We start from the raw sequence: 14,707 nt of genomic DNA, 5'->3' as shown, positions 1-14,707 counted from the left end.
GCGCGTGACCCTGCGCACATTTCCGCTGCTCAGCCACGTTTCTCCCAGTCCCCCATTCACCACCACTCCCGCGCTTACAGGAGAATTCAGGCCATGAGCAACCCCCAGCAGCTGCGCTACAGCAAGGAGCACGAGTGGCTGTCGGCCGCCGAGGACGGCGTCTCGACGGTCGGCATCACCGAGTTCGCGGCCAACGCGCTCGGCGATGTCGTCTACGCCCAGCTCCCCGAGGTCGGCTCGACCGTCACCGCGGGTGAGACCTGCGGTGAGCTGGAGTCGACCAAGTCGGTCTCCGACCTGTACTCCCCGGTCACCGGCGAGGTGACCGAGACCAACGAGGACGTGGTGAACGACCCCTCCCTCGTGAACTCCGCCCCCTTCGAGGGCGGCTGGCTGTTCAAGGTACGGATCACGGACGAGCCCGCCGACCTGCTCTCCGCCGACGAGTACGCCGCCCACACCGCCGGCTGAGGAGTCGTATCTCTTATGTCTGCCCCCATGCCTGACAAGTCGCTTCTGAACACGCCCCTGCACGAGCTGGACCCGGCGATCGCCGCCGCGCTCGACGCCGAGCTGGAGCGTCAGCAGTCCACCCTGGAGATGATCGCCTCCGAGAACTTCGCGCCGGTCGCGGTGATGGAGGCCCAGGGCTCGGTCGCCACCAACAAGTACGCCGAGGGCTACCCCGGCCGCCGCTACTACGGCGGCTGCGAGCACGTCGACGTCGCCGAGCAGATCGCCATCGACCGGGTCAAGGAGCTGTTCGGCGCCGAGTACGCCAACGTGCAGCCCCACTCCGGCGCCTCCGCCAACCAGGCCGCGCTGTTCGCCCTGGCCCAGCCCGGTGACACCATCCTCGGCCTGGACCTGGCGCACGGCGGCCACCTGACGCACGGGATGCGGCTGAACTTCTCCGGCAAGCAGTTCAAGGTCGTCCCGTACCACGTGGACGCCCGGACCGGCCTGGTCGACATGGCCGAGGTCGAGAAGCTCGCCAAGGAGCACAAGCCCAAGGTGATCATCGCCGGCTGGTCGGCGTACCCGCGGCAGCTGGACTTCGCCGAGTTCCGCCGGATCGCCGACGAGGTCGAGGCGTACCTGTGGGTCGACATGGCCCACTTCGCCGGACTGGTCGCGGCGGGCCTGCACCCGAACCCGGTCCCGCACGCGGACGTGGTCACCTCCACCACCCACAAGACGCTGGGCGGCCCGCGCGGCGGCATCATCCTGGCCAAGAAGGACTTCGCGAAGAAGCTGAACTCCTCCGTCTTCCCGGGCTTCCAGGGCGGCCCCCTGGAGCACGTGATCGCGGCGAAGGCGGTGTCGTTCAAGGTCGCGGCGTCGGAGGAGTTCAAGGAGCGCCAGCGCCGCACGGTGGACGGCGCCCGTATCCTCGCCGAGCGGCTCACCGCCGCCGACGCCCGCGAGGCCGGCGTGAACGTGCTGTCCGGCGGCACGGACGTGCACCTGATCCTCGTCGACCTGCGCGAGTCGGAGCTGGACGGCCAGCAGGCCGAGGACCGCCTCCACGAGGTCGGCATCACGGTCAACCGCAACGCCGTCCCGAACGACCCGCGCCCGCCGATGGTGACGTCGGGCCTGCGCATCGGTACCCCGGCCCTGGCCACCCGAGGCTTCACGGCCGAGGACTTCACCGAGGTCGCGGACGTCATCGCCGAGACGCTCAAGCCGTCGTACGACGTCGACGCGCTCAAGGCCCGGGTGAAGGCGCTCGCCGACAAGCACCCGCTGTACCCCGGTCTGAACAAGTAGTTCCTTTTTGCGGGGTGCCCCGCCCACACTGGTCAGTGCGCGGGCGGGGCACCCCGCGGAAACCTTTTCGCACCACCCCGTATTGAGGAGTCCCCCGTGGCCATCTCGGTCTTCGACCTGTTCTCGATCGGCATCGGCCCGTCCAGCTCCCACACGGTCGGCCCGATGCGCGCGGCACGCATGTTCGCGCACCGCCTGCGCAACGAGGGCGTGCTGCCCTCGGTGGCGTCCATACGCTCCGAGCTGTACGGCTCACTCGGCGCGACCGGCCACGGCCACGGCACCCCGAAGGCCGTACTGCTCGGCCTGGAGGGCGCCTCGCCGCGCACGGTGGACGTCGAGACGGCGGACGAGCGGGTGGAGAGGATCAAGTCGGGGCGCACCCTCAGGCTCCTCGACGAGCACGAGATCCCCTTCGACTTCGACAAGGACCTCGTGCTGCACCGCCGCAAGGCACTGCCGTACCACGCGAACGGCATGACGCTCTGGGCGTTCGACGAGTCCGGCGACGAGCTCATGTCCAGGACGTACTACTCGGTGGGCGGCGGCTTCGTCGTCGACGAGGAAGCCGTCGGCGCGGACCGCATCAAGCTCGACGACACCGTCCTGAAGTACCCCTTCCGCACGGGCGACGAGCTGCTGCGCCTGACCCAGGAGACGGGCCTGTCGATCTCCTCTCTGATGCTGGAGAACGAGCGGGCCTGGCGCACCGAGGACGAGATCCGCGAGGGCCTGCTGGAGATCTGGCGGGTGATGCGGGAGTGCGTGTCGCGCGGCATGGCGCGCGAGGGCATCCTGCCGGGCGGCCTGAAGGTCCGCCGCCGGGCCGCGAACACGGCCCGCAAGCTGCGCTCCGAGGGCGACCCGAAGGCGCTCGCCATGGAGTGGATCACGCTCTACGCGATGGCCGTGAACGAGGAGAACGCCGCCGGCGGCCGCGTCGTGACGGCCCCCACGAACGGCGCCGCGGGCATCATCCCGGCGGTGCTGCACTACTACATCAACTTCGTGCCGGGCGCGGACGAGGACGGCGTCGTCCGCTTCCTGCTCGCCGCGGGTGCGATCGGCATGCTCTTCAAGGAGAACGCGTCCATCTCGGGCGCCGAGGTCGGCTGCCAGGGCGAGGTCGGCTCGGCCTGCTCGATGGCCGCGGGAGCCCTGGCCGAGGTCCTCGGCGGCAGTCCGGAGCAGGTGGAGAACGCCGCCGAGATCGGCATGGAGCACAACCTCGGCCTCACCTGCGACCCCGTCGGCGGCCTGGTCCAGATCCCCTGCATCGAGCGCAACGGCATGGCCGCGGTCAAGGCCGTCACGGCGGCCCGCATGGCGATGCGCGGAGACGGCTCGCACAAGGTGTCCCTGGACAAGGTCATCAAGACCATGAAGGACACCGGCGCCGACATGTCGGTCAAGTACAAGGAGACGGCGCGCGGAGGGCTGGCGGTCAACATCATCGAATGCTGACCCGAGTGGAATGTTGACAATTCCACGTCAGGTCCGCGTCAGCCGTGGCACGGTGGGGCATACACCCAGTCCAACTCCTCTCCCCCCACCGGCACTTCCGGGAGTCCCCCCATGATCCGCGGCATCGACGTGAGCGCGTACCAGTCCTCCACCTACGACACCGACGGCCTCTCCTTCGTCTTCGTCAAGGCGACGGAGGGCCGCTCCTACGTCAACCCCAAACTCACCGCCCAGACCAAACGCGCCCGCGACGCCGGGCTGGTCGTCGGCTTCTACCACTTCCTGTGGCCCGGCAACCTCTCCGCCCAGGCCGACTACTTCGTCAGCAAGGCCCCGGAGAAGGCGGGCGACATCCTCGCCGTGGACTGGGAGACGACGAGCGAGGGGACGCACGCGAGCAACGCGGAGAAGGACCTGTTCATCCGGAAGGTGAAGGAGAAGCGGCCGAACAATCCGGTCATTCTCTACGCAAACCGCCACTATTGGCTCAATGTCGACACCACCTCCTACGCCGGTGACGGCCTGTGGATCGCCGACTACGTGACGGCAGGCAAGCCCCGCATCCAGGCCAAGTGGCGCTTCCACCAGTACACGGACGACCCGCTGGACAGGAACGTGGCGAACTTCTCCAGCAAGGCGGCGTTGCGGGAGTGGGCCGAGAACGCCTGACGATCTATCCGGCGTTGTCGCCCGCCACGGCAACTTCCGCCCTGAGCCGCTTCGCGGGCGGATCAGCGAGATAGTCATTGAGCAGGCCGTAGGTACGAAGCTCACGCGGCAGAGCTTCGTACCAGGCGAGTCCGAGGAGGTTGCAGTTGGCGCACACGAGCCCGCGCACACAGTCGCCGCAACTTCCCTGAAGGCAGCACGAGTGATCATGATCCAGGTGCAGGGCTTTCCCGCCTGTATGGACACTGCGGCATACGGCACACCGACTCCGCTGAAAACGCAGCAGCATATCGACGAACTCCTTGGTCACCTTGTAGTGCTGCAGGCGAACGCGCTCCGCGTTGCACGGCTTGCAGTACGGCCGCGGCGCGCCCGATGCGTTGAGTGACGAGAACTCCGAGAGCGGCTTACGCCGACCGCACCCCAGACATTCAGCGACTCCGCGCTGGGCCATCTCTCGCACAGTGCCGTTGGGCCTCTTCTTCCGCAGAGGTGAGAGCGGCTGGCCCTTGGTCCTCTGTTGGTAGTGAGCAGCACAGAGACCTCTCGCAGAAACCGCCCTGCCGCATCCGCCGAACTCACACAGCCGACCCTCCGCGACAGCACGGCCCATGTCGATAGGGGCCATGCCCCTGCCCCGGCGGTTCTGCATGTAGTGCGTCTTACACAGCCCCTTCGTCAGCGGATATCTGTCGGATGATCGGTCGCACGCCCATCCGTCCCCACCCGCTTGGCACAGCTTCACTCATCCCCCAGCACCGAGCCTGCCCTATTGACCCACCATTCGATCAACGAATGAGCCGAACATCAGTCACGGATCCGCGCGCAAAGGCGACCCTTGAGGCGATGAAGGGTCGCGCAACACCCGCACCCAAAGCTGTGGTCGCATGACGAAGGGGCGCCCTTCCCCGCAAGGAGAGGCGCCCCTTCGTAGGCGTCACTTGCTCAGGTAGGCCCAGAACTCGTCGAACGACAGGACCTTGTCGCCGTTGAGGTCGCGGCTCTTGATGATCGCCTCCGCGACGGACTCGGTCACGTTCCAGTCGCCACCCTGAGCCAGGGCGGACTTGAACTCGGCGGCGGTGATGGTGCCGTCACCGTCCGCATCGATGCGCTCGAACTGCTTGCGTGCTTCCTCGATGTCGATCTGCGCCACCGATCCGCCCCTTTTCGTCGTACCTTGTTGCCTTGCTGACGGAGGTCAGATTATCCGCCCCCATGAGCCTCCGGTGCGGCGACCACCCAGGTGAACTCCTACTCGGGGAGCGTGAGGATGACGGCCGTGGCGGAGCGGAGTCTGCGCGACATTCTGGACGGGGTCGCGCGGGGTGTCTTCCCGCCCGCGGACGGCCGTACGACGGTCGTGCCCCAGCCCTCGCCCCGCACCGCGGGCGTCCTCGCCTTCACCGCGCACTCCGTCGTCGTCACCGACGAGGATCAGGCGTGGGTGTACGACACCCTGCGCGAGACCGACTGCGACGCGCTGGCCGCGCCGATGAACCCGCGCTTCCTCGCGGCCCTCATGGAACGGACGGGGCGTACGGCCGAGACGGTCGACGCGGTCCTGGTCGGCACCCCGCTGCCCGGCGAGCCGCCGCTCGCGCTGACCGAGGTCGAGGGCGCCGGCCACCCCCGGATCGGCTACGCCCGCGGCCGGCGTGACGAGGTGCGCGCCTGGGTGGCGGACGGCGGGGTCCTGGTCATGGGGCGCGGGGTCGCGGGGAGGCTGGAGGTGTCGGTCGAGGTGGCCGAGGCGGTACGGCACCGGGGGCTGGGGCGGGTGCTGGTGTCGGCGGCCCGGCAGCTCGTCACGGAGCCGCTGTGGGCGCAGGTGGCGCCGGGGAACGCCCGCAGCATGCGGGCGTTCCTGGAGGCCGGGTACCGGCCGGTGGGCGCGGAGGCGCTGCTGCACCCCCGGTAGGCGCCGAGCGGGTGGACCGTCAGTGCCAGGCCTCGAAGTGCGGGTTGCTCCGGCAGCCGCTCATGATCTCGACCTTGGTGGTCCTGTCCACCGGGCAGACGCCGATGACGTAACTCCGGTCGATACCGCCGGGGAAGGCCACCTCGACCTGGTCGGCCCACTTGTGGGTGTCGCCGATGGTCTTGTTCACGTCGATACCGCCGGGGGCGTCGATGTAGTAGTTCCAGCCGGACTTCCACCACTTCTTGTACAGGTCGTGGTCGTAGGTCGTGGAGACGTACGGGGAGGGCTGGTTGACCAGGACGTACTGCTCCAGATCGTACTGGCCGTTCTCGACGTCCCGGGGCTGGAAGCCCTCCTGGAACACGATCTCCGGGCCACGGCCGTCGGCCCGGTAGAGCGTGCCGCAGCTGGTGCGCCAGGCGGGGTCGGGGGTGATGCGGCCGACGTCGACGCGGCGGTCGGCGGCGGCCTTGACCGGGTCGTCGAACCGGACGGGACAGGCGGCCGGGCCGGGTGCGGCCTTGGCGTCGGCCGCGCGAGCCGGGGTGACGGAGGCGGCGGGCGTCGCGGGAGCCGTGGCGGCCGTGGTGGCGAGGACGGCCGAGAGGGACAGGGCGGCGGCAACGGCCCGCCGGCGCAGGCGAGTTGTGATCATGGGGCCACGATGGCGTGCCCTGGGCGGGCGGCCGGGGATCTTCACTCGTTCGGCGGCGTGTCCGCCGACCGCGGGGCAACCGGCCGCCGGTCAGCGGAAGATGCCGGTGTGACCGAGGGAGTAGCGGCCGGGCTGCGGGTAGACGGCCAGGCCGTGCGGGCCCGCGCCGACCGGGATGCGGGCGAGTTCGGCCCCGGTGCGGGTGTCGATGGCGTACACCTCGGAGTCGTAGCGTCCCGACAACCACAGCACCTTGCCGTCGGCGGAGACGCCGCCCATGTCGGGGCTGCCGCCGTCGGGGAGGTGCCACTTCTTGGTGACCCGGTTCCGCGTGAAGTCGAAGACGGAGACGGTGCCCTCGCCCCGGTTGGAGACGTACATCTCGCGGGAGTCGCGGGCGACGTAGAGGCCATGGCAGCCCTTGCCGGTGGGCAGGAGGGTGGGCTCGGTGAACTTGTCGCCGTCCAGGACCCACATGCCGTGGGCCATCATGTCGGCGATGTAGAACCGCTTGCCGTCCGGCGAGATCTTGACGTCCTGGGGCATGGCGCCGTCGAAGGGGAGCTTCTGCTGCCCGACGACCTTCATCTTCTCGGTGTCGACCTTCAGCAGTTCGCCGCTGAACTCGCAGGAGACGATGAAGTACCGGCCGTCGAGGGAGAAGTCGGCGTGGTTGACGCCGTAGCAGCTGACCGGTTCGGTCTTGACCGGCTCCATGGTGTGGGGGTCGCGGAAGACGAGTTCGCGGTCGAGGGAGGCCATGACGACGGCGTACTTGCCGTTGGGGGTGAAGTAGAGGTTGTAGGGGTCGTGGACCTCGACCTCCGCGCCCGCCTTGCCGGTCCTCGGGTCGATCGGGGTGAGGGTGTGGCCGCGGTTGTTGTTGACCCAGAGGGTCTTCAGGTCCCAGGACGGGACGACGTGCTGGGGCTGGCGGCCCACGGGGATGGTCTCGATGACCTCGTACGTCTTCGGGTCGATGACGGAGACGGTGTCCGACTCGCTGTTCGGGACGTACACGCGGGAGGGGAAGTCCCTGACGACCGGGGAGAGCCTGTTGGGGCGGTCGGCGGCGTAGACGTCCTTGGGGTCGAGGACGGGGGGCATGCCGGCGAGGCCCTTGACGGTCTCCTCCTTCACCGGGGCGGGGACGGCGGCCCGGGTTTCGTGGGGCGCTGCGGCGCGATCCTGGCCCCCGCCGGGTTCGGTGCCGCAGGCGGCGAGCGCGAGGAGGGCCAGGGCGGTGAGGAGGGCGCGGTGCGTGAGGTTCATCGGCGGTTCTTCCGGTGGGCGGGGTGGCGTGGCGGTTGCCAATGATCACGCACCATTTAAAGAGGATTACCCCGAAAATCACGCGATTTACCCGATTGGCGGCCCATACGGGTCGCCGTGCCCCGACCGCACCAAGGCGGGCGTCAGCGGTCCGACACCCTCATCTCGAACCAGGTCGTCTTGCCACGCGGCAGCAGGTCCACGCCCCAGCGGTCGGAGAGTTTGTCGACCAGGAACAGGCCCCGGCCGCTGATGTCCATCTCCTGAACCGGCATCAGACAGGGCAGACCGCGGGACGGGTCACGGACCTCGATGCGGATCCAGCCGCGGCGGCGGCGCATACGGAGGCCGAAGACGCGGGCGCCGGTGTGGCGGACGGCGTTGCCCACGAGTTCCGAGACGAGCAGGACCGCGTCCTCCGTCATCTTCGGCGTCAGGCCCCACTGCCGGAGCACCACCACCTGGGCCAGTCGCCGGGCGGTCGCGGCGGATTCCGGGCGGGACGGGAGCGGAACTTCGGCCTCCGTGGGATTGCCGAACAGTTCCAGCGCCTTCGAGGCAGCTTCGTCCTCGACGGCCGGCGACCAGCGCGCCGCAGCCGCACGGCCGTTTCCCCGCGGGTGTTCGACACCCTCCAGCCCCGCCATGCCCCCATCATGGCCGCCCGCGGCGCCCGCCGGGGCCGTTCCTGAGGAAAACACCCCCCGGAAGCCCTCATTCCGCCCCGCCCGGTTGGCATATGACAGCGGCAGTTCGGCGCCTTCCACAGCCTGCCTGGCCTGCGGCGACGGGTCTGCTGGAGGCAATCGACGGGCTCCCTCGACAAGGCACGCTTAAGGTTGGCTTAAGGCTGCCATAAACCGCCCCATCGAGGGACCCGGAATCAGACACCCCGTCAATTGCAAGTGCTTCGACGGAGTTCCAGGGGTGACATTCGGCTCCGGTGGTGACCGCCGTCAGAGGAACTTCGCCTTGCCCGGCCCCTCCTCCACGAAGCTCCGCATGCCCCGCTCGCGGTCCTCCGTGGCGAACAGACCGGCGAACCAGCCCCGTTCGACCGCCAGGCCCGTCTCGATGTCCGTCTCCAGGCCCGTGTCGATCGACTCCTTCGCCGCGCGCAGCGCGATCGCCGGGCCCTGAGCCAGCTTGGCCGCCCAGGCGTGCGCCTCGGCGTGGACCTGGTCCGGCGCCACGACGCGGTCCACCAGGCCCAGTTCGCGTGCTTCGTCGGCCTTGACCATACGGCCCGTGAAGATCAGGTCCTTCGCCTTGGACGGGCCGATCAGTCGGGCCAGCCGCTGAGTGCCGCCCGCGCCCGGGATCAGGCCGAGCAGGATCTCCGGCTGGCCCAGCTTGGCGTTGTCCGCGACGATCCGGAAGTCGGCGCACAGCGCCAACTCGCAGCCACCGCCGAGCGCGTAGCCCGTCACCGCCGCCACCACCGGCTTGGGGATCCGGGCCACCGCCGTGAACGACTCCTGCAGGGCGCGGGCGCGCAGGACCATCGCGGTGTGGTCCATGGCCTGCATCTCCTTGATGTCCGCGCCCGCCGCGAACACCTTCTCCCCGCCGTAGATCACCACGGCCCGTACGTCGTCGCGCCGGCTCGCCTCCTCGGCGAGCTCCTTGAGCCGGTCCTGGGTGGCGACGTCCAGCGCGTTCATGGGCGGTCGGTCGAGGCGGAGGGTTCCGACACCTTCGGCGACTTCGAGATTCACGGTCATGCGAGCAGGTTAACGTCGACTAACGCACCCGGCCCCGGTGCCGTACCTCACATCGAGGTCCTGCGCCGGGGCCGGGTGTCCGTCACGCCGGAGTTATGCCTTCCACTTCTCCCAGGACATGTTCCAGCCGTTGAGGCCGTTCTCCGGGGCCACCGTGCCGTCCGCGGAGTTCTTCACGACCACCACGTCGCCGATGATCGAGTGGTTGTAGAACCACGCGGCCGGGGTGTCCTTGCTCCACGCGCCCTTGACGTCGCGCAGGCCGACGCAGCCGTGACTGGCGTTGGTGTTGCCGAAGGCGCCGCCGGCCCAGTAGTTGCCGTGGATGAAGGTGCCGGAATCGGTCAGGCGGATGGCGTGCGGCACGTCCTTGATGTCGTACTCGCCGTCGTAGCCGACCGTGTCGCCGTTCATCCGGGTCTGCACGAACTTCTCGGTCATGACCATCTGGCCGTTCCAGGTCTCGTACCCGGGAGCGCCGGTGGTGACGGGGATGGTCTTGACGACCTTGCCGTCCTGCATGACCTTCATCTTCTTGGCCTTGGCGTCGACGACCGACACCTGGTTGCGGCCGATGGTGAAGGAGACCTTCTTGTCCTGCTCGCCGTAGACGCCGTCGCGGCCCTCGACGCCGTCGAGGTTGAGCTCGACGGTGACCTTGGTGCCGGCCTTCCAGTACTTCTCGGGACGGAAGTCGAGGCGGTCGTTGCCGAACCAGTGGCCCGCGACCTCGACGGCCGGCTCGGTCTTGACGGTGATCGCCTTCTCGACGTCGTCGGGGTTGGTGATGCCCCGGTCGAAGCGCAGCGAGAACGGCATTCCGACGCCGACCTTGGAACCGTCCTCCGGCGTGAACCGGCCGATGAAGGTGTTCTTCGGCGTCAGGGTGGTGAAGTCGGCCTCCTTGGCGGCCTCCAGGCCGTCGGCGTCCTTGGCGACCGCGTGCACCGTGTACTTCGTCGCGGCGGCCAGGTGCGTGGCCGGGGTCCATGTGCCGCCGTCGCCGGATATCTTCCCGGCTATCGCGTTGCCCTTGGCGTCCTTGACCTCGACATCCGTCAGCTTGCCCTTGGCCGCGGTCACCTTCAGCGCACCGCTGGTGTCGACGGACTTGGCGCCGTCGCCCGGGGCTATCGTCACGACGGCCTGCGACTTCCTGGACTCCGCCGTACTGGAGTCGCCGCCCTTGCCCTCCCCGGTACCCGGGTCCGCCCCGCCGCCGCCGGCGCACGCGGTCACGGTCAGCAGCAGCACACCCGCGATCGCGGTCAGCCCCCCGCGCCTGCGCCCGCGTCCGTCAACCGACGCCCCCGATATCGGCCGCACGTTCAAAGTCGTTCTCCCCTCCCCGGGCCTGGTCCGACCCGCTCCCCCGCGCGTCAGCCGCGCGCATCGGCGCATATTAACCACAAGGCCAGGCGCGTCGGCGCCGCGCGATTGTCACCGTTCCGTTCCAACATCGGCCGAGAGCCGGTCGGTCGAGCGGGCCGCCCAACTCACCCCCCTGTCGGGTTACTTCACCGCACTACCCGCCTTCCACTCCTTCCAGCCCATATTCCACCCTCCGAGGCCATTGTCGGGAGCGACCTTTTTGTCATTGCTATGGACCACTTCGACGACGTCCCCGATCAGGCTCCGGTCGAAGAACCAGCCCGCCGGGGTGTCGGTGCCGCCGCCCTTGACGTCCCTGAGCCCCACACAGCCGTGACTGACGTTGCCGTGCCCGAAGACCGAGGCGTCCGCCCAGTAGTTGCCGTGCAGGAAGGTGCCGGAGTCGGTCAGGCGCATGGCGTGCGGGACGTCCGGGATGTCGTACTCGCCCTTGCCGTTCTTCTTCTTGAAGCCGACCGTGGCGCCGTTCATCCGGGTCAGTTCGAGCATCTCGGTGACCACCATCTTGCCGTTGTAGGTGGTCATCCTGGGCGCGCCCGCCGTGATGGGGACGGTGGCGAGGAGCTCGTCGTCGCGGCGGACCTCCATGGTGTGCTCGGCCGCGTCGACTAGGGAGACCTGGTGGCGGCCGACGGTGAAGGAGAAGGTCTTGTGCTGGAGCCCGTACACCCCGCGCGCCCCTTCGACGTCCCGCAGCCGCAGGGCGACGGTGACCCGGGTGCCGGGCTTCCAGTAGTCCCGGGGGCGGAAGTCGAGGCGGGCCGTGCCGAACCAGTGCGGGCGGATCTCCACGGCCGGCTCGGCGGTGACCTCGACGGCGCGTTCGACGGCGGCCCGGTTCTCGATCGCCCGGTTGAACTCCAGGGAGACGATCATTCCGGTGCCGACGGTCGAGCGGTCCTCCGGGGCGACGTATCCGATGAACCGTTCGTCGGGGACGTGCGTGGCGAAGGTCGTGTGCCGCGCGCTGCGCCGGCCCTGGCCGTCGACGGCCACGGCGTCGATCGTGTACCGGGCGGCCAGCGCGAGCCTGGCGTCCGCGGGCTCCCAGCGCCGGCCGTCCTTGGAGATGCGCCCGGGCACCGGGGTCTCCTGGGCGTCCTGGGACTTGACGACCCGGACCGACTCCAGGCGACCGCCGGGCACACGGACGAGCAGCCGGTCCTCGGGGCGTACGTCCTTGGAGTCGTCCTCGGGCATGACCCGGATGACGTCCTCGGGTGCCGGCGGTTTGTCCAGCACCTCGTCGAAGCCGCCGTCCGTGGTGCAGCCGGCCGCCCCGGCCAGCAGCCCTGCCCATGTCAGTACGGCGGCCAACGCGGCCCCCGCGCGCCGCGCGCGCCCTTGTACGTGCCTCACGAAGACCCCAACGACGGGGGCGGCCCTGGGGAAACGTGAGTGCGAGCCATGCGGTGGGCAGAACATGTGGGAGGACAACGCGACGGGGAGCCGCGGCCAGGGACGACCGCGTGCTCTCCTTCCACATCGTGTGGTCCGTGAGCCGTGGGAGGCCACAGGTGTCGAGCGCAGCCGAGCAGGAGGCGGTGGCCGGGGCGGCCGTCGCCGAGGAGGGGCGCCCGGCCGCCGTCGTGAACGGCGTGCGGCACAAGGCCCCCGCGGTGCCCGTGTGGCCGGGCACGCCCGTGCCGCTCGGCGCCCGCTTCCGGGTCGGCCCGGACGGGGTGGCGGGCACCAACTTCGCGTTGTGGGCGGGCGGGGCGGAGGCGGTGGAGCTCTGTCTGTTCGATGAACAGGGCAGGGAGACCCGGGCCCGGCTGACCGAACTGACGCACGAGATCTGGCACGGGTTCGTGCCCGGGGTGATGCCCGGCCAGCGGTACGGCTACCGGGTGCACGGCCGCTGGGATCCGTGGACGGGTGCCCGCTGGAACCCGGCGAAGCTGCTGCTGGACCCGTACGCCCGCGCCGTGGACGGCGACTTCAGCCTGCCGCCGGAGGTGTACGGGCATGTCCGCGACTGGCCCCAGCAGCATGTCGCGGACACCGTGCGCGACGAGCGGGACTCGGCGCCGTACGTCCCCAAGGGCGTCGTCGTCCACGATGACGACGACTGGGCGGACGACCGGCGGCCGAAGACGCCGTGGGCCGACTCGGTGATCTACGAGGTGCACGTCCGGGGCTTCACGAAGCTGCACCCCGGGATCCCGGAGGAACTGCGGGGCACCTACGCCGGTCTCGCGCATCCCGCGGCGATCGAGCACCTCGTCAAGCTGGGCGTGACGGCCGTCGAACTGCTGCCGGTGCACCAGTTCGCGCACGAGGACCATCTGCTGCGCAAGGGCCTGCGCAACTACTGGGGCTACAACTCCGTGGGCTACTTCGCCCCGCACGCCGCGTACGCCGCGTCCGGTACGACCGGTCAGCAGGTCGGCGAGTTCAAGCGCATGGTCCGCGCGCTGCACGCGGCCGGGATCGAGGTGATCCTCGACGTCGTCTACAACCACACGGCGGAGGCGGGCGAGCTGGGCCCGACGCTGTCGCTGAAGGGCATCGACAACCGGGGGTACTACCGGTTGCAGTCGGACGCGCGCCGGTACGCGGACTACACGGGCTGCGGCAACACGCTGCACGTCGTACAGCCGCACGTGCTCCGCCTCATCACCGACTCCCTGCGTTACTGGGTGACCGAGATGGGCGTGGACGGCTTCCGCTTCGACCTGGCCGCGGCGCTGGCCCGCTCGATGCACGACGTCGACATGCTGTCGCCGTTCCTGGCCGTCATCGCGCAGGATCCGGTGCTGCGGCGCGTGAAGCTGATCGCCGAACCGTGGGACGTCGGCTCGGGCGGCTACCAGGTGGGAGCCTTCCCGCCACTGTGGACGGAGTGGAACGACCGCTACCGGGGCGCCGTACGGGACTTCTGGCGGGGCGCGCTGCCGGACGTACGGGACCTGGGGTACCGGCTGTCGGGGTCGAGCGACCTGTACGCGTGGGGCGGGCGCCGCCCGTACGCCTCCGTCAACTTCGTGACCGCGCACGACGGTTTCACGCTGCGGGACCTGGTGTCCTACGAGCGCAAGCACAACGAGGCCAACGGCGAGGGCAACCGGGACGGCTCGGACGACAACCGGTCCTGGAACTGCGGCGCCGAGGGCGAGACGGACGACGAGCGGGTACGGGCGCTACGGCGCCGGCAGCTGCGGAACCTGCTGACGACCCTGCTGCTGTCGACGGGTGTGCCGATGCTGGTCGCGGGCGACGAGCTGGGGCGCACGCAGCGCGGCAACAACAACGCCTACTGCCAGGACAACGAGATCAGCTGGCTGGACTGGGGGCTGCTGGAACAGCCGGGCTGGAAGGCGCTGTTCGACCTGACGTCCCGGCTGATCGAGCTGCGGCACCGGCACCCGGTGCTGCGCCGCCGGGCCTTCTTCTCCGGGCGCGCGCACTCGGCGGACGGGCTGCGGGACCTGGCCTGGTTCACCGCGCGGGGCACGGAGATGACGGAACGGGACTGGTACGCGCCCGCCGCCACGCTGGGCATGTATCTGTCGGGGCGGGACATCCCGGGCCGGGACGAGCGCGGGGCGCCGATAGTGGACGACAGCTTCCTGGCCGTCCTGCACGCCGGGGACCGCCCGACGAGCTTCACCCTGCCGGGCCCGCCGTGGGCCGAGCGGTACGAGGTCGTCGTCGACACCTCGCGGGAGGAGCAGGGGGAGGCGCCGGGGGTGGAGCACCCGGCGGGCGCGGTGATCCGTGTGCCGGGGCGGGCGGTGCTGTTGCTGCGGGTCGATTGAGGCAGCGTTTCAAGGTCGTGAAATGCGCGCCCGTTTCCTGGTCCTGAGATCGGCGCGCTGATCGACTGACGCA

General features: G+C 69.7%; 14 protein-coding genes. 6 read left to right on the top strand and 8 right to left on the bottom strand.

Annotation, left to right across the window (positions count from 1 at the left end; all coding sequences use genetic code 11):
• Positions 1 to 93 precede the first annotated feature (93 nt).
• The 4 genes from gcvH to ACIRD7_RS19080 all read left to right on the top strand — a co-directional run bounded on the left by gcvH (position 94) and on the right by ACIRD7_RS19080 (position 3,906).
• Positions 94 to 471 carry a glycine cleavage system protein GcvH gene (gene gcvH, locus ACIRD7_RS19095; RefSeq protein ID WP_403454464.1) on the top strand — a complete coding sequence of 126 codons (378 nt, stop codon included), beginning with the start codon at positions 94 to 96 and terminating at the stop codon, positions 469 to 471.
• Positions 472 to 498: 27 nt separating this feature from the next.
• On the top strand, positions 499 to 1,773 hold the full coding sequence (gene glyA, locus ACIRD7_RS19090; protein ID WP_403454461.1) for a serine hydroxymethyltransferase: 1,275 nt from the start codon (positions 499 to 501) through the stop codon (positions 1,771 to 1,773).
• Positions 1,774 to 1,869: 96 nt separating this feature from the next.
• Positions 1,870 to 3,237 (top strand): L-serine ammonia-lyase, encoded by a 1,368-nt coding sequence (locus tag ACIRD7_RS19085; RefSeq protein WP_403454458.1) that lies wholly within the window; start codon positions 1,870 to 1,872, stop codon positions 3,235 to 3,237.
• Between the two features lie 111 nt (positions 3,238 to 3,348).
• Positions 3,349 to 3,906, top strand: coding sequence for a glycoside hydrolase family 25 protein (locus tag ACIRD7_RS19080; RefSeq protein WP_403454456.1), 558 nt, complete (start codon positions 3,349 to 3,351; stop codon positions 3,904 to 3,906).
• Between the two features lie 4 nt (positions 3,907 to 3,910).
• Here the strand turns inward: ACIRD7_RS19080 and ACIRD7_RS19075 are convergent, their stop codons facing one another.
• Positions 3,911 to 4,360 carry an endonuclease domain-containing protein gene (locus ACIRD7_RS19075; protein WP_403454453.1) on the bottom strand — a complete coding sequence of 150 codons (450 nt, stop codon included), beginning with the start codon at positions 4,358 to 4,360 and terminating at the stop codon, positions 3,911 to 3,913.
• A gap of 483 nt (positions 4,361 to 4,843) precedes the next feature.
• Entirely contained in the window at positions 4,844 to 5,062 is a 219-nt protein-coding gene (locus ACIRD7_RS19070; RefSeq protein WP_403454450.1) for an EF-hand domain-containing protein, read from the bottom strand.
• A gap of 117 nt (positions 5,063 to 5,179) precedes the next feature.
• Here ACIRD7_RS19070 and ACIRD7_RS19065 point away from each other — a divergent pair, with 117 nt between their 5' ends.
• Entirely contained in the window at positions 5,180 to 5,827 is a 648-nt protein-coding gene (locus ACIRD7_RS19065; RefSeq protein WP_403454447.1) for a GNAT family N-acetyltransferase, read from the top strand.
• Positions 5,828 to 5,846: 19 nt separating this feature from the next.
• Here ACIRD7_RS19065 and ACIRD7_RS19060 read toward each other — a convergent pair whose 3' ends face one another.
• From ACIRD7_RS19060 to ACIRD7_RS19035, 6 genes are all read right to left on the bottom strand, one after another.
• On the bottom strand, positions 5,847 to 6,485 hold the full coding sequence (locus tag ACIRD7_RS19060) for an ADP-ribosyltransferase (RefSeq protein ID WP_403454444.1): 639 nt from the start codon (positions 6,483 to 6,485) through the stop codon (positions 5,847 to 5,849).
• A gap of 90 nt (positions 6,486 to 6,575) precedes the next feature.
• Positions 6,576 to 7,757 (bottom strand): hypothetical protein, encoded by a 1,182-nt coding sequence (locus tag ACIRD7_RS19055; protein ID WP_403454443.1) that lies wholly within the window; start codon positions 7,755 to 7,757, stop codon positions 6,576 to 6,578.
• A gap of 143 nt (positions 7,758 to 7,900) precedes the next feature.
• Entirely contained in the window at positions 7,901 to 8,404 is a 504-nt protein-coding gene (locus ACIRD7_RS19050; RefSeq protein WP_403454442.1) for an ATP-binding protein, read from the bottom strand.
• Between the two features lie 309 nt (positions 8,405 to 8,713).
• Positions 8,714 to 9,481 carry an enoyl-CoA hydratase/isomerase family protein gene (locus tag ACIRD7_RS19045; protein ID WP_403454439.1) on the bottom strand — a complete coding sequence of 256 codons (768 nt, stop codon included), beginning with the start codon at positions 9,479 to 9,481 and terminating at the stop codon, positions 8,714 to 8,716.
• 93 nt (positions 9,482 to 9,574) lie between these two features.
• Positions 9,575 to 10,813: an Ig-like domain-containing protein gene (locus ACIRD7_RS19040; RefSeq protein WP_403454437.1), complete on the bottom strand. Its 1,239-nt coding sequence runs from the start codon at positions 10,811 to 10,813 to the stop codon at positions 9,575 to 9,577.
• A gap of 180 nt (positions 10,814 to 10,993) precedes the next feature.
• Complete coding sequence (locus ACIRD7_RS19035) at positions 10,994 to 12,232, bottom strand: Ig-like domain-containing protein (RefSeq protein ID WP_403454434.1); 1,239 nt, start codon at positions 12,230 to 12,232, stop codon at positions 10,994 to 10,996.
• A 158-nt stretch (positions 12,233 to 12,390) separates the two neighbouring features.
• Here ACIRD7_RS19035 and glgX point away from each other — a divergent pair, with 158 nt between their 5' ends.
• Positions 12,391 to 14,634 (top strand): glycogen debranching protein GlgX, encoded by a 2,244-nt coding sequence (glgX, locus tag ACIRD7_RS19030; RefSeq protein WP_403454432.1) that lies wholly within the window; start codon positions 12,391 to 12,393, stop codon positions 14,632 to 14,634.
• Positions 14,635 to 14,707 lie beyond the last annotated feature (73 nt).

Origin of the sequence: Streptomyces sp. NPDC093568 (assembly GCF_044764945.1) — a bacterium.
GTDB lineage: Bacteria > Actinomycetota > Actinomycetes > Streptomycetales > Streptomycetaceae > Streptomyces.
Note: the sequence above shows the minus strand (reverse complement) of the source record. Positions and strands in the feature narration are given on the sequence as shown.

What these genes read in the sequence shown, in the direction of transcription:
- ACIRD7_RS19080 (WP_403454456.1), top strand. Translation starts at nt 3,349, where the DNA reads ATGATCCGCGGCATCGACGTGAGCGCGTACCAGTCCTCCACCTACGAC.
- ACIRD7_RS19050 (WP_403454442.1), bottom strand. Translation starts at nt 8,404, where the DNA reads ATGGCGGGGCTGGAGGGTGTCGAACACCCGCGGGGAAACGGCCGTGCG.
- ACIRD7_RS19060 (WP_403454444.1), bottom strand. Translation starts at nt 6,485, where the DNA reads ATGATCACAACTCGCCTGCGCCGGCGGGCCGTTGCCGCCGCCCTGTCC.
- ACIRD7_RS19045 (WP_403454439.1), bottom strand. Translation starts at nt 9,481, where the DNA reads ATGACCGTGAATCTCGAAGTCGCCGAAGGTGTCGGAACCCTCCGCCTC.
- glyA (WP_403454461.1), top strand. Translation starts at nt 499, where the DNA reads ATGCCTGACAAGTCGCTTCTGAACACGCCCCTGCACGAGCTGGACCCG.
- ACIRD7_RS19065 (WP_403454447.1), top strand. Translation starts at nt 5,180, where the DNA reads ATGACGGCCGTGGCGGAGCGGAGTCTGCGCGACATTCTGGACGGGGTC.
- gcvH (WP_403454464.1), top strand. Translation starts at nt 94, where the DNA reads ATGAGCAACCCCCAGCAGCTGCGCTACAGCAAGGAGCACGAGTGGCTG.
- ACIRD7_RS19055 (WP_403454443.1), bottom strand. Translation starts at nt 7,757, where the DNA reads ATGAACCTCACGCACCGCGCCCTCCTCACCGCCCTGGCCCTCCTCGCG.
- ACIRD7_RS19075 (WP_403454453.1), bottom strand. Translation starts at nt 4,360, where the DNA reads ATGGCCCAGCGCGGAGTCGCTGAATGTCTGGGGTGCGGTCGGCGTAAG.